At 73.6% G+C, this 20,104-nt stretch carries 16 protein-coding genes and 1 rRNA gene; 9 read left to right on the top strand and 8 right to left on the bottom strand.

The annotated features are described in order from the left end of the window. The first annotated feature begins 199 nt into the window (after nucleotides 1–199). A 5S ribosomal RNA gene (gene rrf / locus HCC30_RS17785) occupies nucleotides 200–316 on the top strand. A gap of 21 nt (nucleotides 317–337) precedes the next feature. On the opposite strand, the gene HCC30_RS28285 is transcribed toward rrf, so the two are convergent. Next, the gene (locus HCC30_RS28285; protein WP_206323941.1) at nucleotides 338–1,282 is read right to left on the bottom strand and encodes a hypothetical protein; all 945 of its coding nucleotides are present in this window, start codon (nucleotides 1,280–1,282) and stop codon (nucleotides 338–340) included. A gap of 129 nt (nucleotides 1,283–1,411) precedes the next feature. Here HCC30_RS28285 and HCC30_RS28280 point away from each other — a divergent pair, with 129 nt between their 5' ends. Next, nucleotides 1,412–2,173, top strand: coding sequence for a tetratricopeptide repeat protein (locus tag HCC30_RS28280; RefSeq protein WP_206323983.1), 762 nt, complete (start codon nucleotides 1,412–1,414; stop codon nucleotides 2,171–2,173). Nucleotides 2,174–2,281: 108 nt separating this feature from the next. Here the strand turns inward: HCC30_RS28280 and HCC30_RS17775 are convergent, their stop codons facing one another. From HCC30_RS17775 to HCC30_RS17755, 5 genes are all read right to left on the bottom strand, one after another. Beyond that, complete coding sequence (locus tag HCC30_RS17775) at nucleotides 2,282–4,084, bottom strand: IucA/IucC family siderophore biosynthesis protein (RefSeq protein ID WP_169443550.1); 1,803 nt, start codon at nucleotides 4,082–4,084, stop codon at nucleotides 2,282–2,284. Further along, a complete protein-coding gene (locus tag HCC30_RS17770; RefSeq protein ID WP_169443549.1) occupies nucleotides 4,081–4,659 on the bottom strand; it encodes a GNAT family N-acetyltransferase in 579 nt (192 codons plus the stop codon). Before HCC30_RS17770 ends, HCC30_RS17775 begins: the two co-directional genes overlap by 4 nt. Continuing rightward, complete coding sequence (locus tag HCC30_RS17765) at nucleotides 4,656–6,017, bottom strand: lysine N(6)-hydroxylase/L-ornithine N(5)-oxygenase family protein (protein ID WP_169443548.1); 1,362 nt, start codon at nucleotides 6,015–6,017, stop codon at nucleotides 4,656–4,658. The genes HCC30_RS17770 and HCC30_RS17765 overlap by 4 nt, the downstream gene beginning before the upstream one ends. Before the next feature lie 142 nt (nucleotides 6,018–6,159). Continuing rightward, a complete protein-coding gene (locus HCC30_RS17760; protein ID WP_169443547.1) occupies nucleotides 6,160–7,698 on the bottom strand; it encodes an aspartate aminotransferase family protein in 1,539 nt (512 codons plus the stop codon). A gap of 375 nt (nucleotides 7,699–8,073) precedes the next feature. Continuing rightward, nucleotides 8,074–9,381 (bottom strand): DUF1015 domain-containing protein, encoded by a 1,308-nt coding sequence (locus tag HCC30_RS17755; RefSeq protein ID WP_169443546.1) that lies wholly within the window; start codon nucleotides 9,379–9,381, stop codon nucleotides 8,074–8,076. A gap of 183 nt (nucleotides 9,382–9,564) precedes the next feature. Here HCC30_RS17755 and HCC30_RS17750 point away from each other — a divergent pair, with 183 nt between their 5' ends. Beyond that, a complete protein-coding gene (locus HCC30_RS17750; protein ID WP_169443575.1) occupies nucleotides 9,565–10,626 on the top strand; it encodes an HAD hydrolase-like protein in 1,062 nt (353 codons plus the stop codon). A 121-nt stretch (nucleotides 10,627–10,747) separates the two neighbouring features. On the opposite strand, the gene HCC30_RS17745 is transcribed toward HCC30_RS17750, so the two are convergent. Continuing rightward, on the bottom strand, nucleotides 10,748–11,632 hold the full coding sequence (locus tag HCC30_RS17745) for a siderophore-interacting protein (RefSeq protein ID WP_169443545.1): 885 nt from the start codon (nucleotides 11,630–11,632) through the stop codon (nucleotides 10,748–10,750). 587 nt (nucleotides 11,633–12,219) lie between these two features. Between HCC30_RS17745 and HCC30_RS17740 the strand changes: the two genes are divergently transcribed. From HCC30_RS17740 to HCC30_RS17725, 4 genes are read left to right on the top strand one after another with little or no spacing between them, the layout of a single operon-like run. Then, nucleotides 12,220–13,122 (top strand): ABC transporter ATP-binding protein, encoded by a 903-nt coding sequence (locus tag HCC30_RS17740; protein WP_169443544.1) that lies wholly within the window; start codon nucleotides 12,220–12,222, stop codon nucleotides 13,120–13,122. A 35-nt stretch (nucleotides 13,123–13,157) separates the two neighbouring features. After that, complete coding sequence (locus HCC30_RS17735) at nucleotides 13,158–13,496, top strand: hypothetical protein (protein WP_169443543.1); 339 nt, start codon at nucleotides 13,158–13,160, stop codon at nucleotides 13,494–13,496. A 6-nt stretch (nucleotides 13,497–13,502) separates the two neighbouring features. After that, nucleotides 13,503–14,306 carry a TlyA family RNA methyltransferase gene (locus HCC30_RS17730; protein WP_169443542.1) on the top strand — a complete coding sequence of 268 codons (804 nt, stop codon included), beginning with the start codon at nucleotides 13,503–13,505 and terminating at the stop codon, nucleotides 14,304–14,306. Beyond that, nucleotides 14,303–15,262 (top strand): NAD kinase, encoded by a 960-nt coding sequence (locus HCC30_RS17725; protein ID WP_169443541.1) that lies wholly within the window; start codon nucleotides 14,303–14,305, stop codon nucleotides 15,260–15,262. The genes HCC30_RS17730 and HCC30_RS17725 overlap by 4 nt, the downstream gene beginning before the upstream one ends. Nucleotides 15,263–15,266: 4 nt before the next feature. Here the strand turns inward: HCC30_RS17725 and HCC30_RS17720 are convergent, their stop codons facing one another. Beyond that, nucleotides 15,267–16,682, bottom strand: coding sequence for a S41 family peptidase (locus HCC30_RS17720; protein ID WP_169443540.1), 1,416 nt, complete (start codon nucleotides 16,680–16,682; stop codon nucleotides 15,267–15,269). A gap of 182 nt (nucleotides 16,683–16,864) precedes the next feature. On the opposite strand from HCC30_RS17720, the gene recN reads away from it, so the two are divergent. Beyond that, nucleotides 16,865–18,625 carry a DNA repair protein RecN gene (recN, locus tag HCC30_RS17715; protein ID WP_169443539.1) on the top strand — a complete coding sequence of 587 codons (1,761 nt, stop codon included), beginning with the start codon at nucleotides 16,865–16,867 and terminating at the stop codon, nucleotides 18,623–18,625. A 251-nt stretch (nucleotides 18,626–18,876) separates the two neighbouring features. Next, nucleotides 18,877–20,064: a glycosyltransferase family 4 protein gene (locus HCC30_RS17710; protein ID WP_346776670.1), complete on the top strand. Its 1,188-nt coding sequence runs from the start codon at nucleotides 18,877–18,879 to the stop codon at nucleotides 20,062–20,064. Nucleotides 20,065–20,104: the final 40 nt, after the last annotated feature.

Raw genomic sequence — 20,104 nt, 5'->3', positions numbered from 1 at the left:
TGACCGGGTTGATAGGCCGGATATGGAAGCACCGTGAGGTGTGGAGTTGACTGGTACTAATAGGCCGAGGGCTTGTCCGTAGATGCTCGCGTCCACTGTGTGGGTTCTGAGACAACAACCGCATTCAAATTGAAGAGTGTGCTTGTTCGCTCGAACTCTGGGTGATCGACCATATGTATATGGTCTCCCCGCTTAGAGTTTCGGTGGTTATAGCGTGAGGGAAACGCCCGGTTACATTCCGAACCCGGAAGCTAAGCCTTTCAGCGCCGATGGTACTGCATGCGGGAGCGTGTGGGAGAGTAGGACGCCGCCGAACAATCTTTATAGGCCCTGGGCCTCAGCGCATGCATGCTGCTGAGGCCCAGGGCTTTTTGTTTTTCCCGAAGAGCGCTGAATGGCTCGCTGCGCGAGAATGACGTGCAGCACCCCGCAGACAGGAGTCACCACGATGTCCACGAATTCGCCCGACGACAGGCCTGAGCGTCGTCCTCGTCAGTCCGGTCCGGGCCGGGGTGAGGACCGTCCGCGGGGTGGCCAGCGTGATGACCGCGGGCGCGGTGGGTTCCGCCGCGACGACCGTGGCCGGGACTTCGGCCGTGACCGGGACCGTGGCGGCCGGGACGGTGGCCGTGGGACCGGTGCGCCCCGTGGCGACCGGCGCGATGACCGGGACCGTGGTGGGTTCCGCCGTGAGGAGCGGCGGGACGACCGGGGGCGCGGTGGGTTCCGTGGGGACGACCGTCGGGACGGCCGGCGTGATGACCGGGGGCCGGCGCGTGGTCCGCGGCGGGACGACCGCGACCGTCAGGACCGTGGCGGGTTCCGTCGGGACGACCGGCGCGGTGACCGCCGTGACGACAGGCGGGACGACCGCGCGGGGCGCGATGGTGGCAGGCCGCCGCGTCGTGACGACGACCGTGACCGCGGCGGCTTCCGGCGCGACGACCGGGACCGTGGGTTCCGGCGGGACGGGCAGGGCCGGGGTGACCGGCCCGGGTTCCGCCGTGACGACCGCGGGCGCGGTGGGGAGCGGCGGGACGACCGCGACCGTCAGGACCGTGGTGGGTTCCGTCGCGATGACCGGCGTGACGACAGGCGGGACGACCGCCGTGACGACCGCGACCGTGGCGGCTTCCGGCGCGACGAGCGCCGGGACGACCGGCGTGACGACCGCGACCGCGGCAGCTTCCGCCGTGACGACCGTCGGGACGACAGGCGTGATGACCGCCGTGGCCCCCGTCGGGACGACCGTGACCAGGGTGGGCGGCGGCCGTACGGGCACGGCGGTGGCCGTGGTCGGGACGAGCGTGGTGGGTTCCGTGGGGGACGGGACGACCGCGGGGGGTTCCGTGGCGGACGCGGGGGCGAGCGGCGGGATGATCGTCGGCCGGACCGGGAGCCGTTGAAGCGGCTGCCGATCGATGAGGACATCACCGGCGACGAGATCGACAAGGAGGTCCGGCAGGAGCTGATGAGCCTGCCGAAGACCCTGGCCGAGGACGTCGCCAAGAACCTGATGATGGTGTCGCGTCTGCTGGACGAGGACCCGGAGCGGGCGTACGGCTACGCGAAGATCGCGCTGCGGCTGGCCTCCCGGGTGCCGTCGGTACGTGAGGCGGCGGGCTTCGCCGCGTACTCGGTGCAGAAGTACTCCGAGGCGCTGGCCGAGTTCCGGGCGGCGCGGCGGATGACGGGGCTGCAGCACCTGTGGCCGGTCATGGCGGACTGCGAGCGCGGGATGGGGCGTCCGGAGAAGGCGCTGGCGATGGCCGGCGAGCCCGAGGTGCAGAAGCTGGACAAGGCCGGCCAGGTCGAGATGCGTCTCGTCGCGGCCGGTGCGCGGCGGGACATGGGCCAGGCCGAGGCCGCCGTGGTGACCCTGCAGAGCCCCGAGCTGGCGTCGAACTCGGTGCAGCCGTGGACGGCCCGGCTGCGGTACGCGTACGCGGACGCGCTGCTGGAGGTCGGCCGCGAGGACGAGGCCCGCGAGTGGTTCGCGAAGGCGCTGGAGGCCGACCAGCAGGGCACGACGGACGCCTCGGACCGGCTGGCGGTGCTGGACGGTGTGGAGTTCGTCGACGCGCTGGACGAGGAGGCCGACGGCGAGGACGCCGAGGGCTACGAAGCGGAGGAGTCCGCGGGCTCGGACCCCGAGGGTCGCGAGCGGGACTGAGTGACGGTGGCCGCGGCTGTGAGGTCGCGGCCACCGCGCGGGTGACACACGACGAAGGGCGGGTTCCTCTCCAGGAGAGGAACCCGCCCTTCGTCGTGTGCGGGGCCGTCAGGCGAAGCGGGCCAGGGGGTTCTGGAGGTCGCCGATGAGCTGGAGGGCGCCCGAGGGGTCCTGCAGGTCCACCATCTGCTGGTTGTTGCGCAGCTGGAGGCGGTTGAGGCAGGACAGCGAGAAGCTGTCGGCGAAGATGTCGTACCGCCGGAAGCGCTCGGCCAGGTGCGGGGCGGACTTCTGGTAGTCCTTGACGCACTCGGCGACCGTGGACCAGAAGGTGTCCTCGTCCATGGTGCCGTTGGTGGCGAGGGTGCCGTTGAGCAGGCGGAAGAAGCAGTCGAAGACGTCGGTGAGGATCGAGAGGATCTTCATGTCCTCCGGCACCTCGGCGCGCAGCCGCTCGACCTCCTCCGGGAGTTCGGTCTCCGGGCTCATCACCGCGATCTCCTCGGCGATGTCCTTGAAGATCGCGCGCTGCGGTACGCCCTGCTCGTCCAGGACGAGGATGACGTTCTCGCCGTGCGGCATGAACACCAGCTCGTACTGGTAGAAGGCGTGCAGCAGCGGCGTGAGGTACACGTCCAGGTAGCGGCGCAGCCAGGCGGCGGGTTCGAGGCCGGAGCGTTCGATGAGCGCGCTGGTGAAGGAGTCGCCGTCGCGGTCGATGTGCAGCAGCGAGGCCATGGTGGCCAGCCGCTCGCCCTCGGCGATGCGCGGGACGGGGCTCTCGCGCCAGAGCGCGGCGAGCATCTTCAGGTACGGGGAGCCCTTGGGGGCGGTGGCCTCGTAGTGCTCGGGGTGGTAGCCGACGGCGGCGCACTCGCGGAGGATCGACAGGCCGGTGCCCTTGAGGACCTCGTCCTCGTCGATGAGGCGGGTCAGCCAGTCGTTGATGGCCGGGGTGGCCTTCATGTAGTTGGCCGAGAGCCCGCGCAGGAAGCCCATGTTGAGGACGGACAGGGCCGTCTTGATGTAGTGCTTCGAGGGGTTGGACGAGTTGAAGAACGTCCGGATGGACTGCTGGGCGAGGTGCTCGTCGTCGCCGGGGCCGAGGCACACGAGGTGGCGCTGGGCGACCTCGGAGGCGAAGGTGATGGAGAGCTTGTTCCACCACTGCCAGGGGTGCACGGGCAGCAGGTAGTAGTCGTCCAGGTCCAGGCCGAGTTCGGTCATCGAGGCCGAGAAGCGGCGGAGGGTGGACGCGGACAGCTCGGAGAGGACCAGCTTGTCGTAGCTGAGGTCGGCCGAGGTGGTGAAGGTGGCCCGGCCGCGGTGCGCGGCGACCCAGATGAGGCGCACGGGGGCGCCGGCCTCGGGGGCGTACGCGCGGTACTCGGCGATGTCGAAGCCGAGGCGGCCGTTGTTGGCGATGAAGCAAGGGTGACCCTCGGTCATCCCGGCCTCGATCTCCTGGAAGCCGGACTCGGACAGCTCCTTGGCGCTGACGTCGGGGCGCGTCAGTTTGTAGGCGGTGCTGGCCAGGGTGGAGCTGATCTCCTCGAGGTAGACGGGGAGGATCTCGTCGCTCAGGGTGAGCGAGGTGCGCAGCTCGGTGATGAACGCCAGGGCGTCCAGGGGGAGCTCGGCGCCGTCGCGGTGCCGGGTGATGCTGTCGGCGTCGACCTGCCAGTGGTCGAGGGCGAGGACCTGGGCGCGGAAGTGGTACTGCGTCTCGCCGTCGTCGCTGGTGACGGTCCAGCGGCCGTCGTTGCCCGGCTGCTGCACGGGCATGAAGAGCCGCTCGTGCGCGAACTCGGCGAGGGCTTTGCGCACCAGGAGCCGGTTGGCCCGTGCCCAGTTCTCGGGGGTGAGGTGGGAGACGGCGTCGCGTGGGGTGCTGGGGTGCGGGGTCGTCATCGGCTGGTCTCTCCTCGGGCGGCCACGAACTGGTCGCGGGTGCACATGCTCAGGTAGGCGTTCTTCTCGGGCTTGGCGATCTCCCGCTCGACGCGGAAGCCGACGGCCGTGTTGAGGGCGTGGACGGCCTTGTTGCGGACGTCGGGCTCGACGACGACGCGGCGGGTGGCCGGGTCGTCGAAGAGCATCTCCATCACGGTGGTGATCACGGCGAGGGTGAAGCCGTGGACGGGGGTGTCGGTGGGCGCGCACAGGAAGTGCATGCCGACGTCGCCGGGTTCGGCCTCGTACAGGCCCTTCAGCTCGACGTGCGCCGGGTCGTAGCGCTCCATGAGGAAGGCGGGCTCGCCGTTGTGCAGGCCGATGAAGGCGTCGTGGTGTTCGTGCGCGGCGATGCCGGCGAACTCCTTCTCGACGTCGTCCAGGCTCGCGTCCTGCATCAGGTAGAACGCCGATTTGGCGTCGGTGAGCCAGCGGTGGAGCATCTCGCGGTCGCCCTCGACGTCGAGGGGGCGGAGCGCGAAGGTGCCGAGTTCCGCGTCGGTGCGGGTGAAGAGGGTGTTCGTCTCGCTCATGCCCGGGCTCCCTTCGCCTCGCCGGCCAGGGTGTTCAGCGCGTTCTCGGCGCCGGGCGCCGCGAAGTTCTGGAAGGCGATGGAGCGTTCGACCGGGTAGTACTCGCGGCCCAGCAGCTCGCGGATGATGTACGAGTTGCGGTACGCGGCCATGCCGAGGTCGGGGGAGACGAAGCCGTGGGTGTGCAGCTCCGCGTTCTGGACGAAGATCTCCTGGCCCGCGGTGTCGATGCTGTAGTCGCGGCGTACGGCGAACCGGCCCTGCTCGTCCCATTCGATGCGGTCGCTGATCGGGTCGAGGAACTCGGGCCTGCGGTAGCGGTAGCCGGTGGCGAGGACGAGGCCCTCGGTGCTGAGGGAGAAGTCCTGCTTCTGCTCCTCCTGGCGGAGGCCGAGGGTGTAGCGGCCGGTGGTCTCGTCCCAGGAGGCGTCCGTCAGCGCGGTGTTGGTCATCAGCCGCGTGGGGCAGGGGCCGAGGCGGTTCTTCTGGTAGAGCAGGTCGAAGATGCCGTCGATCAGCTCGGTGTTGATGCCCTTGTAGAGGTTCTTCTGGGAGGCGTTGAGCTGGTCGCGGGTGGCGGCCGGGAGGGAGTGGAAGTAGTCCACGTACTCCGGGGAGGTCATCTCCAGCGTGAGCTTGGTGTACTCCAGCGGGAAGAAGCGCGGGGAGCGGGTGACCCAGTTCAGCTCGTAGCCGCGGGTGTCGATCTCCTCCAGCAGGTCGCAGTAGATCTCGGCGGCGCTCTGGCCGCTGCCCACGATGGTGATCGAGTCCTTCTCCTGCAGCGCGGACTTGTGGTCCAGGTAGCGGGAGTTGTGGATCAGGTCGCCGCCGAGGCCCTGGCAGGACTCGGGGATGTAGGGCGGGGTGCCGGTGCCGAGGATCAGCTTGCGGGCGCGGTAGGTGCGCCGCTCGCCGCCGGCCTTGTCGTCGGCGTGCACGAGGTAGAGGCCGCCGTCGGCGCCGTCCTGGTGCTCGACGGAGGTGACGTGGTGCTGGAAGCGGAGGGTGTCGAGTTTCCCGGCGGCCCAGCGGCAGTAGTCGTTGTACTCGGCTCGCAGCGGGTAGAAGCTCTCGCGGATGTAGAAGGAGTACAGCCTGCCCTTCTCCTTCAGGTAGTTGAGGAAGGAGAAGGGGGAGGTCGGGTCCGCGAGGGTGACGAGGTCCGACATGAACGGCGTCTGGAGGGTGCTGCTCTCCAGCAGCATTCCGGGGTGCCAGTTGAACTCGGGGCGGTCGTCGAGGAAGAGGCCGTCGAGGTCCTCGATCGGGTCCGTCAGGCAGGCGAGGCCGAGGTTGAACGGGCCGAGCCCGATGGCTATGAAGTCGTGGACGCGGGTCTGGTCAGGGGTGGACACGTCGGTCTCCGTGGTCCGGGGATGGGGGGTCGGGGTGGCGTTGCGCGTGCCGTCGCGGTGCGTGCGCCGGGGCCGGCGGGCCGTGGCGGGGCAGGCAGGGCTGTCCCGCTCATGACAGGCCGGGGGCCCGCGGTGCGGTGGGTCAGCTCGCGCGGGGTGTGCTCAGTTCGGCCTCGGCGTGGGTGCCGTGCTCGGAGAGGTACCGGCCCGCGTGCTCGGCGATGAGGTCGAGGACGGCGGTGATGTCGTCCAGCGTCGTCTCGGGGTTGAGCAGCGTGAACTTCAGGTAGTGGCTGCCGTCGACGACGGTGCCCGCGACGATCGCGTCGCCGGAGGCGAAGAGCGCCTCCCGGGCGTGCAGGTTGACCTGGTCGGTCAGCGTGCGGTCGGCGGTGGCGGGCGGGAGGTAGCGGAACACCAGGGTGCTCAGCTGCGGCTCCGTGACGACCTCGAAGCGCGGGTCGTCGTTGAGCACCTTCCAGGCGTCGGCGGCGCGGTCGATGACCTCGTCGAAGAGTTCGCCGATGCCGTCGGCGCCCATGATGCGCAGCGTCAGCCACAGTTTGAGCGCGTCGAAGCGCCGCGTGGTCTGGATCGACTTGTCGACCTGGTTCGGGATTTTCCGCTTCGCGCTGCGCTCGGGGTTGAGGTAGTCCGCGTAGTACGTGACGTGGCCGAGGGTGGCGCCGTCGCGTACCAGGACCGCGCTCGAACTCACGGGCTGGAAGAAGGACTTGTGGTAGTCGACCGTCACGGAGTTCGCGCGCTCGATGCCGTCCAGCAGGGCGCGGCGGCGCGAGGTGAGCAGGCCGCAGCCGTAGGCGGCGTCGACGTGCATCCATACGCCGGCGCGCTCGCACAGGCCGGCGATCTCGGGGAGCGGGTCGATGCTGCCGAAGTCGGTGGTGCCGGCGGTGGCGACGACGGCCATGACCTCCAGGCCGTCCCGCTCGCAGCGCTCCAGCTCCCGGGCGAGGGCGACCGTCTGCATGCGGCGCTCGCTGTCGACGGGGACGGAGATGACGGCCTCGGAGCCGAGTCCGAGCATCCGGGCCGCTTTCTCCACGCTGAAGTGGCTGCAGGCGGAGGTCAGGATGCGCAGCCGGGAGCGCAGTGCGTGCCGGCTCTCGGGCTGCGGGGTCTCGCCTCCGGCGACCTCCGCCTCGGCCTTGAGGGCGAGGAGGCGGCAGGTCTCGTCGCGGGCGAGGAGCAGCGCCTGGAGGTTGGACTGGGTGCCGCCGCTGGTGAAGATGCCGTCGGCGTCGTCCCCGAGGCCGATCCGCTCGGCGGTCCAGGAGATGAGGCGGCGCTCGATGAGGGTGCCGCCGGCGCTCTGGTCCCAGGTGTCGAGGGAGGAGTTGACGGCGGAGAGGACGGCCTCGCCGAGCACCGCGGGTATGACCACCGGGCAGTTGAGGTGGGCTATGTACCGCGGGTGGTGGAAGTAGACGGCGTCCCGGAGGTAGACCTCCTCGAGCTCGTCGAGCGCGGCGGACGGGTCGGCCAGCGGCTGTTCGAGGTCGATCCCGGCGACGGCCGGGGCGAGCTGCTCGGGGGTGGCGCCCGTGAAGGGGCGGTCCGCGCCGGCGATTTTTCCGGCGACGCGCTCGACGCCGTCGGTGAGGGAGCGCCTGTACTGCTCCACTGTCCTGTCGTTGAGCAGGTGTGACCTGCTGCTCATGAACTGTCCTCCCTGGCGCGGACACGGTGGCACCGCACGGTCTGTGCGATGAGGTAAGGCTATCCTAACCATGCCGTAGGGGTGCCCGGTTCGGGGAGGGTGTGGACGCGGTCAACTCCCGCGAAAAACACGGGGATACGGGGGTGAATCGGACCGGAAGGGCGTCGGCGGGGGTCCGCTCGGGGCGCCGGGAGCGGGGTGGCGGGTCCGGATTCGCGGACGCACGGTGGGGGAATCCGGGCGGGTTGTCCGGTATGTGACGCGGGCGAGCGCAAGGGGTATCCGGAACGGATGTCTCCGGATGCTGCTCCCGTGCAGGAGGCGGCTAAGGCGAACCTCACTTGCCGAAGTAGGGCCGCTGCGGGCCCCGGACGGTCAGGCTCCGCTTCCCGCGCCGTCCTCGTCGAGGGTGCGCAGCACCAGGCCCGTCGCCGGCTTGGGGCCGAACGAGGTGGACTTGCGGGGCATGGTGATGCCGCGTTCCGCGAGCGCCCGTACGGTCTCCTCGCGCACCGGGCGCATCAGGACGGCCGTGCCGCCCAGCCGCGCGGCCTGCGCGAGCGCGGCCTCGGCCTCGTGCAGATAGCTGATGTGGGAGGGCCGGTCCGGGACGTGCCACACGCCGTCGAGGAGCGTGGAGTGCAGGACGGTGGCGTCGAGTTGGCGCCACTCCTCGGGCCGGTCGCGGTCGACGGTGCGCGCGAGCAGTCCGGGCTCCGGGCGGTCCAGCAGGTGGAAGCCGCCGTCGCCGCCGCTGAGCAGGAAGGCCGTGCCCGGGGTGCGGTCGAGTGCGGCGAGCGCGGCGGCCGTGGCCGTCGTCTCCAGCCGCCGGACGCGGAAGGCGTCCTGCTCCTCGACGGTCTTGAGCGCCTGCGCGAGCGGGAGCCGCGGCAGGACGCGGTGGATCGCCTGCACCTGGAGCGGGTAGCGGGCGGTGTCGACGAGCAGCACCAGGCCGTAGTTCCAGGGCGAGTTGGGCCCGTCCGGCGCGCTCGCGCCCGACTCCTCGGCGCGCAGCCGCAGGTACGTGGCCCAGCGGTGGTGGCCGTCGGCGATGAGGGCCTGGCGCCGGGAGAGGTCCCGGTCGATCTCGGCGATCTCGGCCTCGTCCGTCACGGCCCACAGGCGGTGCGCGAAGCCGTCCTCGGTGGCGGTGGAGAGCAACGGCGTACGGCGCGTGGCGCGTTCGATGACGGCGGTGGCGCCGGTGGCGGTGCCGCGGCTGCGGTAGGAGAGCAGCAGCGGCTCGGGATGAGCGGCGGTGGCGCGCATCAGCGCGGCACGGTCCTCGACGACCTCGGCTATCACCTCCTCGTGCGGCAGCACCACGCCCTCCTCGGGCGGGGACAGCCGCAGCGCGCCGATGAGACCGCGCTGGAGCACGTCGCCCTTGCGCTGCTCGTAGACGTAGAGCGCCGGTTCGGGGTCGGTGGCCAGGACGCCCTCGGCCCGCCAGCGGCTGAGCGTCTCCGCGGCCTGCCGGTGCCGGGTGTCCGGGTCGGCGGCCTGCGGGAGGATCAGCCGCACGATGTTGTACGGGTCGGCCGTCTCCAGGTGCCGCAGGCCGTCGGGCCTGACCACGACGTCGTACGGCGGGGACGTCACGGCGGCCAGGCTGCTGACGCGGCCCGGTGCGTAACGCAGCCCGCGGAAGGGCGAGAGGCGGAGGCCGTCGGCGGTCATCCGAGCATGCTATGCCGCCGCTGCCGGGCGCGAGGAGCGGGGCACGGGGGGCGCAGGGTATCGGCGCCCCGGCGGCCCCGCGCGTCCGGGCACGCGCGACGGCGCACGGGGCGTGCGGGATCATCGGGTCCAGGCGTGCTCCGCGACCGGGAGCGCCGTGTGCGAGGAGAGCGAGAGACGATGTTGCAGGGCACCCCGCGTACCCGTCCCGACGGCAGCGACCGTGTGCTGGGCGAGCGGTACGACACGGCGCTGCTGGACCTGGACGGTGTGGTGTACGTCGGCGGCGAGGCGGTGGCGCACGCGCCGTCGTCGCTGGCGGCCGCGCGGGACGGCGGGATGCGGCTCGCGTACGTCACCAACAACGCGGCCCGCACGCCCCGGACGGTCGCCGAGCACCTCACGCGGATCGGCGTGCCCGCGGCCGACGAGGACGTGATCACCTCGGCGCAGGCCGTCTCCCGGCTGATCGCCGAACAGGTCGCGCCCGGCGCCCCGGTGCTGGCGATCGGCGGCGAGGGGCTGCGTGCCGCGCTCGCCGAACAGGGCCTGCGCGTCGTGGAGTCGGCCGACGACGGTCCTGCCGCCGTCGTGCAGGGCTTCGGCGGTCCCGCGCTGCCGTGGGGGAGCCTGCAGGAGGCGGCGGTCGCGGTGGGCCGGGGCGTGCCGTGGTTCGCGTCCAACACGGATCTGACGATTCCGGGGGAGCGGGGCATCCTGCCGGGGAACGGCGCGGCCGTCGAGGTCGTCCGGATCGCCACCCGCTGGATGCCCGAGCCGCCCGAACCCCGCGTCGCGGGCAAGCCGTTGCCGCCCATGCACCGGGAGACGATCCTGCGGACGGGCGCGCGGCACCCCCTGGTCGTCGGCGACCGGCTGGACACCGACATCGAGGGCGCCTGCGCGGGCGGCGTCGACTCGCTGCTCGTCCTCACCGGCGTGACGGACGGCGCGCAGCTCCTGGCCGCGCGCCCGGACCACCGGCCCACCTACGTCTCCCGCGACCTGCGCGGGCTGCTCGCGCCGGCCCCGCCGGTGACGGGCGAAGCGGCGGCCGGCTTCACCTGCGGCGGCTGGACGGCCTCGGCACAGGGGCCCGAGCTCCGGCTCGCCGCCGCGGACGAGGCGGAATCCGGTGACCCGCTCGACGGGCTGCGCGCCCTGTGCGCCGCGGCCTGGACGGCGGCGGGCGACGGCGTCTGCACCCTGGACGCGGCCAAGTCCCTGGCCCGGCTGGGGCTTTGAGCCGCGCGGCGGCAGAGCCCCGACATGGCGAAGGACCCCGCCCGGAGGGGAGTGGTCGGGGTCCTTGCCAGCAGGGGGCGTACGTGCCCGCGCGTGGGGACGTACGGCGGTGCGGGGCGGATCAGCCCCGCGCGGAGGCCTGGGCCGCGCCGGAGACGGCCTCCTCGACGAGCTGCTCCTCGGATGAGCCCAGCCGCCAGTAGCCGGTGAACTTCACGGCCCTGCGGTCGAATCCGCGCTCGCGCACGAGGTGCCGGCGCAGCTGCTTCACCGTCCCGGCCTCCCCGGCGATCCAGGCGTACGGCGTGCCCGCGGGCAGCTGGGCGGCGCCGACGGAGCCGAGGACGAAGTCCGTGCGGTGCGCCTCGGTGTTGTCGCGGACGAGCCAGGTGATGTCGGCGTCGGCGAGGGTCGGCAGCTCCTGGATGTCGTCCGCGTGCGGGACCTCCAGCCACACCTTGGCCCGGGTGCCCAGCGGCAGCCAGGAGAGGATGCCGGCGATCGCGGGCAGCGCCGTCTCGTCCCCGCTGAGCAGCACCCAGTCGGTGCCGGCCGGGGGACGGAAGTCGACGCCGCCGTTGTCGGGGACGGCCGGGCCGAGCACGGTGACCCGGTCGCCGGGGAGGGCGCGGGCCGCCCAGTGCGAGGCGGGCCCGGTGTCGCCGTGCAGCGCGAAGTCGATGTCGATCTCGTCGTGCGGGACGCGGCGCTGTTCGCGGACGGTGTAGGAGCGCATGATGCCGCGCACCGCCGGGTCCATCGCGCGCCAGACGGGGAACCACTCGGTGCCCGCCTCGGTCGGCACGACCGGTGCCTCCTGGCCGGGATGCGGGAGGAACAGTTTGAACCGCTGGTCGCGGCCGCCGGAGGTGAAGTCACGCAGCCCCTCACCGCCGAAGGTGATGCGGAGCATCGTCGGGCCCAGCCTGCGGGTCCGTACGACGTGCAGGTCGAAGAACTGGAACGGAACCGCGGGTGCCGGTGCTTCGGGGGCTGCGGTGCTCATGCTTCGGGGCTCCTCCCGGACGGTGTAGGTCAGGCCGCCGCTTCGTGCCGTTGCGCGTGAACCGCCGTGCGGCGCAGGCCCCTTGCGGGGGTCGTACGAGGCGCTGTGCAGGACGTTCCGTGCGGTGCTGGGTGTGGGGGCGGTGCTGCGGTGCTGTGGTGCCGTGACGCGGTGGTGCTGTGTTCCGTGCTGCGTGTGCGGCGTACGTCGTCCCGCCGGTGCCCGGAGCCCGGCAGGCGGGAGCGGGCACGGCGGGGCCGCCCCGTTCGTGGAGACCGGGGCGGCCGCACGGCCGAACACGGACTTAGGTTAACCTAACCAAAGTCGTTGTTGTCCAGTGGCCGGGTGGTGTTCACCGGTCTTCGAGCGGAGTCGCAGTTGTCTCCCGTCACCCCTCTCCCGTGCGCCTCCACGGCCGCGCCCAACGGCCCGGTGCGGGCCGGGAGTTGCCGGGCGCTGCCTTCCCGGGTGTACTCGGCGGCGGACAGCAGCGGCGCGCGGCAGCCTGCCGGGGCGCGCGTACCCGCGCGCCCGCGACGACAGAAGCGGTACCAGGCCCGAGTTGGGGTGCGAGTGTGAGTGCGGACATGAACGTGGAGACGGACGTGCAGAACGCGGACGTGACGAGCCCGGACGTGACGAGCGCCGGGGCGCGGGACGCGGGCGTGGACGGCGCGTCCGCGCGTCCGCGCCGGACGGCCGCCGACGGGGACCGCCTCGCCGGCCGGGATCTCACCCTCGCCTACGACCAGCGGACCATCGCGCGCGAGCTGGACGTGGCGATACCGCACCACTCCTTCACCGTCGTCGTCGGCCCCAACGCCTGCGGCAAGTCCACGCTGCTGCGCGCCCTGTCCCGGATGCTCAAGCCGAGCTCCGGCGCGGTGACGCTGGACGGCGCCGACATCAGCGGCATCCCCGCGAAGAAGCTGGCCCGCACCCTCGGGCTGCTCCCGCAGAGCTCCATCGCCCCCGACGGCATCGGCGTCGCCGACCTCGTCGCCCGCGGCCGGTACCCGCACCAGGGCCTGCTGCGTCAGTGGTCGCGGGACGACGAGCGGATCGTCCGCGAGTCCATGGCGGCCACCGGCGTCGAGGGGCTGGCCGGGCGCTACGTCGACGAGCTGTCCGGCGGGCAGCGGCAGCGCGTGTGGATCGCGATGGCGCTCGCGCAGGAGACCCCGCTGCTGCTGCTCGACGAGCCGACCACCTACCTCGACATCGCCCACCAGATCGAGATCCTCGACCTGTGCGCCCGGCTGCACGAGGAGCAGGGCCGCACCCTCGTCGCGGTGCTGCACGACCTCAACCACGCCGCCCGGTACGCGACGCACCTGATCGCGATGCGGGACGGGCACATCGTCGCCGAGGGCGCGCCCTCGGACATCGTCACCGCCGACCTCGTCGAGGAGGTCTTCGGCATGCCCTGCCGGGTCATCGACGACCCGGAGACCGGCACCCCGCTCGTGGTGCCCGCAGCCCGCCGCTGACCCTGTCGCGGGGCCGGGGGCGGTAGCGTCGGGGCATGAGCGAGTTGGGGCCGCAGGGGACGGACAGCACGGCGGAGCGGCAGCCGGAGGCCGGCGGAACACCGGAGCATCCGGAACCGGAACCGCCGGTGGACGCCGTGGACACGGTGGACGCCGCGGACACCGCGGAGGAACCGGAGCCCGAAGCGGAGAGCGACGGTCCGGAGCCGCTCGGTGTCGGTGTGACGCCGACCGGCGACGGCGACGTGGACGCCCGGCTCCGGCGGCTGGAAGCGGTGGACCACCTCGCTGTATCGGGTCATCTCGACGTGTACGAAGATGTGCACAGCGGCCTGCGCGAACAGCTGGCCGCCCTCGACCGACCCCGGAGCTGAACGACAGTGGCACGACGCCGACTCGATGCGGAGCTGGTGCGCCGCAAGCTGGCCCGCTCGCGTGAGCACGCGAGCCAACTCATCGCGGCGGGCCGGGTGACGGTCGACAAGAACACCGCGACCAAGTCCGCGACCCAGGTGGAGACGAGCGCGGCCGTCGTCGTGCGCGCCGACGAGAGCGACCCGGACTACGTCTCGCGCGGCGGCCACAAGCTGGCCGGCGCGCTCGCCGCCTTCCGGCCGCTCGGACTGCGGGTCGAGGGCCGCCGCGCGCTGGACGCCGGCGCCTCCACGGGCGGCTTCACCGACGTCCTGCTGCGGGCCGGCGCCGGCCACGTCGTCGCCGTCGACGTCGGCTACGGACAGCTGGCCTGGTCGCTGCAGAGCGACGACCGGGTCACCGTCAAGGACCGTACGAACGTACGGGAGTTGACGGCCGAGGACGTCGGCGAGCCGGTCGGCCTGGTCGTCGGGGACCTGTCCTTCATCCCGCTCGGTCTCGTCCTTCCGGCGCTGGTGCGCTGCTGCGCGCCCGACGCCGATCTCGTGCTGATGGTGAAGCCGCAGTTCGAGGTGGGTAAGGAACGCCTGGGCAGCGGGGGCGTGGTGCGCAGCGCCGCGCTGCGCGCCGAGGCGGTACGGGCCGTCGGCGCGCGGGCGGCGGAACTCGGCCTGGGGGCCCTCGGGGTGACGGCGAGCCCGCTGCCCGGGCCCTCGGGGAACGTCGAGTACTTTCTGTGGCTGCGCGCCGGGGCGCCCGAACTCGACCCGGCCGAGGTCGAGCGAGCCGTGGCGGAGGGGCCGGAATGACCAGGGGACCGGGGAAGGGCGACGACGGCGGGGACGGGCCGGGGGACCGGGACGGCGTTCCGGGGGAGGAGCGCACCGTCTTCCTGCTCGCGCACACCGGCAGGCCCGCCGCCGTCCGCAGCGCGGAACTGGTGGTGCAGGGGCTGCTGCGCAGCGGCATCGGCGTCCGGGTGCTGGGGGACGAGGCGGCCGATCTGCCGCTGCCCGCCTCCGTGCAGACCGTCGAGGCGAAGCCGGAGGCGGCGCAGGGCTGCGAGCTGCTGGTCGTCCTCGGCGGTGACGGGACGCTGCTGCGCGGCGCGGAGTTCGCGCGGGCCTCGGGGGTGCCGATGCTCGGGGTGAACCTGGGCCGGATCGGCTTCCTCGCCGAGGCCGAGCGGGACGACCTGGACAAGGTCGTCGACCGCGTCGTCACCCGGGCCTACGAGGTCGAGGAGCGGATGACGCTCGACGTGCTCGTCCGGACCGACGGCCGGGTGGTGCACCACGACTGGGCGCTGAACGAGGCGTCGGTGGAGAAGGCCTCGCGGGAGCGGATGCTGGAGGTCGTCACCGAGGTCGACGGCCGTCCTGTGACCGGCTTCGGCGGGGACGGCGTCGTGTGCGCCACCCCCACGGGCTCCACCGCGTACGCCTTCTCCGCGGGCGGGCCCGTGGTCTGGCCCGAGGTCGAGGCGCTGCTCATGGTGCCGATCAGCGCGCACGCGCTGTTCGCCAAGCCCCTGGTCACGGCGCCGGATTCGGTGCTGGCCGTGGAGGTGCAGCCGCAGACGCCGCACGGGATCGTCTGGTGCGACGGGCGGCGCAGCGCCGAACTCCCCGCGGGCGCGCGGGTGGAGGTGCGGCGCGGGGCCGTCCCGGTGCGGCTGGCGCGGCTGCACCACGCCTCGTTCACGGACCGTCTCGTCGCCAAGTTCGCGCTCCCGGTGGCGGGTTGGCGCGGCGCCCGCCGCTGACGGCTCAGCGCCCGTGCAGCAGTGCGCGGGCGCGCTCCAGCGCCGTGTCCCGGTGGCGGGCGAACTCCTCCTCGGTGAAGACCGGCGTGCGGTGCCCCGGCGGAATCCCGGCGCCGTCGAAGGTCCGGCCGTCGGCGGTCAGGTACTCCTCGTTGGGCAGCGAGAACGTCCAGCCGCCCGGCAGCCGCCGGTCCAGGGTGTCGGAGAAGACGCCCTGCGTCGGCTCGCCGACGAGCGCTGGTGCGGGCCGCCGCCCGAGCAGCGCCTGGACGAAGCTCTCGCCCGCGCTGACCGTGTACCGGCTGGTGAGGACGGCGACGGGCCCCGTGAAGCGCAGCCCCTCGTGCGGGGTGACGCGCACCGGCTCGGGCCGGGTGAAGCGGCGCGGGTCCGCCGGATCGTTGCGGGCCCGCTTCGCGTACCCGAGGTACGGGCGGGCGGTGAGCCGGGAGGCGACGCGCAGCCCGAGCGGGTCGGCGCCGCCCCCGTGGAACCGGACGTCGAGGACGAGGCCGCGCCACCGGGGCGCCTCGGCGAAGATCTCCCGCAGCGCGCGGTCGAGCGCGGCGGTGTCGGCCGCGTGGTCGTCCTCGCCGGTGAAGCCCTCGAAGCGGGTGAGGCGCAGGTAGCCGGTGCCGTCGCCGAGCCGCGCGTAGGCGACGGCACCGTTCGCCCACTGCTTCAGCCGGGTGCCGACGGCCGCCCTCGTCGCCTTGTCGACACGGGCGACGAAGGCGGGCCCGGGCGGGGCCGTCCCCGGCCGGATGCCCGCGTACCTCCGGCCGTCGCCCGCGACGGCGGTGTGCGCGTCGTGCAGGGGCTCCAGCATCGATCTGAACACCTCGAACAGTTCGGCCCCGGTGGTGCTGCGTGTGATCCGCGGCCGCCACTTCTCGCGCACCGCCCGCCAGTCGACGCCCTTCGCGGCGAAGAACGGGTAGTGCTCGGCGAAGGTCTGCCAGAACACGTCGAAGACGTGACGCGGGTCCCGGCTCTCCGGCTCCCCGCAGCGCGCGGGCAGGCCGTCCTCGGCGCGGTGCAGGGTGCGCGAGCCCGTGTTGTCCGCGATCCGCATCCGGGCCCTGCCGCGCCCCTCGGGGGTGAGCGTCACCTCGGCGGCGCCGTCCGTGACGTACGTGGCGCGCCCGCCCGGGCCCGTGCCGCCCTTCCGGCTGCCGCGGAGCGCGCCGGGGACGCAGCTGATCCGCGTCGTCTCGTACGTGCGGAGGCCCCGGCCCTCGACGACGACGGAGGTGCCGTAGCCCTCGGTCCGCCACACCCCCTCCAGCCCGCCGCCCCGCTCCCGGCCGCCCGCCGCGCCGCCGCACCCCGGCACGGCGAGCACGGCTGCGGAGGCGAGCGCCGCCACGAGGGCGGTCGCGGTGCGGCCCCGGCGGGGCGCGGAGTTGTGCGGTGACATGTTTCCCCCTCGGTGTGTCCCACTCCGGGGCTGTGCCCCGGTTTGTCCTGCTTCCGACCGGCGGGAACTTGTGAACGAAACACCCGGACCGGTCGGGTCTTCCATCCTGTGCCGGGCCTGTGCCCTGCGACGATGCCGCTGCCACCCGGACCGGGGGTACGGGTGGCCCCACGGAACCTCGTATGGTCGTATGCGTGTTGGAGGAGATGCGGATAAGAGCCCTGGGCGTGATCGATGACGCCGTCGTCGAGCTGTCCCCCGGCTTCACCGCGGTGACCGGCGAGACCGGCGCGGGCAAGACCATGGTCGTCACCAGCCTCGGCCTGCTGCTCGGCGGCCGCGCCGACGCGGCCCTGGTACGGGCCGGGGCGAAGGCCGCCGTCGTCGAGGGGCGGATCGTCGTCCCGCCCGAGGCGCCGGCCGCGCGCCGGGCCGAGGACGCGGGTGCCGAACTCGACGACGGGGCGCTGCTGATCAGCCGCACCGTCTCGGCCGAGGGCCGCTCCCGCGCGCACGTCGGCGGGCGCTCGGCGCCGGTCGGCCTGCTGGCGGAGCTGAGCGACGAACTCGTCGCGGTGCACGGACAGACCGACCAGCAGGGCCTGTTGCGCCCCGCCCGGCAGCGCCGGGCCCTGGACCGGTACGCGGGCGACGCCGTCGCCGCGCCCCTCGCCGAGTACCGCACGGCCTACAAACGGCTCCGCGCCGTCACCGCCGAACTGGAGGACATCACCACCCGGGCCCGCGAACGCGCCCAGGAGGCCGACCTGCTCCGCTTCGGCCTGGAGGAGATCTCCGGCGCCGAACCCCAGCAGGGCGAGGACGCCGAACTCGCCGCCGAGGCCGAACGGCTGGGCCACGCGGAGGCCCTGGCCGCCGCCGCCACCGGAGCGCACGGCGCCCTCGCCGGCGACCCCGCCGACCCGGAGGGCGTCGACGCGGCCACCCTCGTCGCCGGAGCGCACCGCGCCCTGGAGGCGGTACGGGCCCACGACCCGGCGCTCGCCTCGCTGGCCGACCGGCTGGGCGAGGTGTCCATCCTGCTGTCGGACGTCGCCGGTGAACTCGCCGGGTACGCCGACGACCTGGACGCCGACCCGGCCAGGCTCGCCGTCGTCGAGGAGCGCCGCGCGGTCCTCACCCAGCTCACCCGCAAGTACGGCAAGCACGGCGAGGGCATGGACGAGGTCCTCGCCTGGGCCGAGCAGAGCGCGGCCCGGCTCGGCGAGCTGGAGGGCGACGACGACCGGATCGGCGAACTCACCGCCGAACGCGACCTGCTGCGCACCGAACTCGCCACGCTGGCCGAGCGGTTGACCCAGGCCCGGCAGGACGCGGCCAAGCGATTCGCGGACGCCGTCACCGAGGAACTGGCCGAACTGGCGATGCCGCACGCCCGCGTCAGCTTCGCGCTCCGCCGCACCGAGGCGCCCGAGGACGGCTCGGGCCTCGAACTGGACGGCGGGAGCGTCGCGTTCGGCCCGTACGGCACCGACGAGGTCGAGCTGCTGCTCGCGCCGCACCCCGGCGCCCAGCCCCGGCCGATCGCCAAGGGCGCCTCGGGCGGTGAGCTCTCCCGGGTGATGCTCGCCGTCGAGGTGGTCTTCGCGGGCGCCGCGCCCGTCCCGACGTACCTCTTCGACGAGGTGGACGCGGGCGTCGGCGGCAAGGCGGCGGTGGAGGTCGGGCGGCGGCTCGCCCGCCTGGCCAGGTCGGCGCAGGTCGTGGTCGTCACGCACCTGCCGCAGGTCGCGGCCTTCGCGGACCGGCACCTCGTGGTCGAGAAGACCCACGAGGGCTCGGTCACCCGCAGCGGGGTCCAGGCCATGGAGGGCGAGGACCGGGTGCGGGAGCTGTCGCGGATGCTCGCGGGCCAGGAGGACTCCGAGCTCGCGCGGGCCCACGCCGAGGAGTTGCTGGAGACGGCCCGGGCGGGCGCCTGACGGAACCCCCGCACGCCGCCGGCTCCCCCGCGCGGGTGATCCCGGCGGGGCGCGCGCCGTGCCCTGCGGCGCGGGGCGCGCCGGGGCGGCCCGCGCCGCCGTCACCGGCTGGCATGCTGGGCTGCTGTTCGCGGCCGGCCCGGGCCGGCGGTGACACGAGCGGTGCGACGAGCAGAGGAAGACGTACGAGCAGTGGAAGACGCCGGACGACGGCCGGCCCCGCAGGAAGCCGACAAGGAGAATCCCCCGCAGTGAACCGCAGCACGCGCCCGCGGCCGACGCCCGTCGGCACGGCACCGGTGCACGCCGTGCAGGTGCTGAGCGGGTGCGGCGCGAACTCCCCGGCCCATGTGCGGTCCCTGGCCGACGGCCTGGTCGAGCGGGGGCTGCGGGTCACGGTGTGCGCCCCGCCCGGCACCGAACCGCGGTACGGATTCACCGCCACCGGCGCGCACTTCGTCCCCGCGCCCGTCCGTACGCGGGCGGCCGCCGTCGCCGCGCTCCGGCGGGTGTGCGCCGAGGCCGATCTGGTGCACGCGCACGGGCTGCGCGCCGGGCTGCTCGCCGCGCTCGCCCTCGGCGCCGGGGCGGGCGGCGGCGCCCGTCCGCCGCTCGTGCTGACCTGGCACGCGCGCGGCCAGGCCCTCGGCCTGCGCGCCCAGGCCCTGCGGCTGCTGGAGCGGCACGTGGTGCGCGAGTCGGCCGTGGTGCTGGCGACGACGACGGACCTGCTGGACCGCGCCCGCGCGCGGGGCGCCCGCGACGCCCGCCTCGCCCCCGTCGTCCCGCCCGGTCCGCGCGCCACCCGCCCGCCGGACGACGCCGCGCCGGACGAGCCGGGCGAGGAGCCCCAGGCCGACGAGGCGGAACGGCTCCGGCTCAAGGCGCGGGCCGAACTCGGTGCCGTCGAGCGTCCGTTGATCCTCAGCGTCGGCCGCCTGTCCCGGAACCAGGGCTACGACACGGTGCTCACCGCGGCCCGCTCCTGGCGCCACCTCGACCCGCCGCCGCTGCTGGTCGTCGCCGGTGAGGGCCCGGACCGGGCCGCGCTCCAGCGCCGGATCGACGAGGAGGAGCTGCCCGTGCGGCTCCTGGGCCGCCGCGCCGACGCGCTCGCGCTGCTCCCGCTGGCCGACGTCGCGCTGCTCTCCGCGCGCTGGGAGGGCCGGGCGCTGCTCGCCCGCGAGGCGCTGCGCGCGGGGGTGCCGCTGGTGTCGACGGCCGTCGGCGGGGTCCCCGAACTCGTCGGCGACGCAGCCGAGTTGGTGCCGTACGGGGACGCCGACGCGCTCGCCGAGGCCGTCACCCGGCTCGCCGCCGACCCCGAGCGGTGCGCCGAGCTCGCGGAGCGCGGCCTGCGCCGCGCCGCGCGCTGGCGCGAGGAGAGCGACACCCTCGCCCAGGTCCTCAGCGTGTACGACGAACTCACCACGGGCTGACGGAACGCGGCCGGCCCCGGCCCCCCTCACCGGGGGAAGC

This window comes from Streptomyces sp. HNM0574, assembly GCF_012726235.1.
In the GTDB taxonomy this organism is placed as follows: domain Bacteria; phylum Actinomycetota; class Actinomycetes; order Streptomycetales; family Streptomycetaceae; genus Streptomyces.
The sequence above is the reverse complement of the archived record's forward strand: the minus strand, read 5'-3'. Positions and strand labels throughout refer to the sequence as shown.

What these genes read in the sequence shown, in the direction of transcription:
- HCC30_RS17770 (WP_169443549.1), bottom strand. Translation starts at nt 4,659, where the DNA reads ATGAGCGAGACGAACACCCTCTTCACCCGCACCGACGCGGAACTCGGC.
- HCC30_RS17760 (WP_169443547.1), bottom strand. Translation starts at nt 7,698, where the DNA reads ATGAGCAGCAGGTCACACCTGCTCAACGACAGGACAGTGGAGCAGTAC.
- HCC30_RS17720 (WP_169443540.1), bottom strand. Translation starts at nt 16,682, where the DNA reads ATGTCACCGCACAACTCCGCGCCCCGCCGGGGCCGCACCGCGACCGCC.
- HCC30_RS17740 (WP_169443544.1), top strand. Translation starts at nt 12,220, where the DNA reads ATGAACGTGGAGACGGACGTGCAGAACGCGGACGTGACGAGCCCGGAC.
- HCC30_RS17735 (WP_169443543.1), top strand. Translation starts at nt 13,158, where the DNA reads ATGAGCGAGTTGGGGCCGCAGGGGACGGACAGCACGGCGGAGCGGCAG.
- HCC30_RS17775 (WP_169443550.1), bottom strand. Translation starts at nt 4,084, where the DNA reads ATGACGACCCCGCACCCCAGCACCCCACGCGACGCCGTCTCCCACCTC.
- recN (WP_169443539.1), top strand. Translation starts at nt 16,865, where the DNA reads ATGGTCGTATGCGTGTTGGAGGAGATGCGGATAAGAGCCCTGGGCGTG.
- HCC30_RS17745 (WP_169443545.1), bottom strand. Translation starts at nt 11,632, where the DNA reads ATGAGCACCGCAGCCCCCGAAGCACCGGCACCCGCGGTTCCGTTCCAG.
- HCC30_RS17755 (WP_169443546.1), bottom strand. Translation starts at nt 9,381, where the DNA reads ATGACCGCCGACGGCCTCCGCCTCTCGCCCTTCCGCGGGCTGCGTTAC.
- HCC30_RS17725 (WP_169443541.1), top strand. Translation starts at nt 14,303, where the DNA reads ATGACCAGGGGACCGGGGAAGGGCGACGACGGCGGGGACGGGCCGGGG.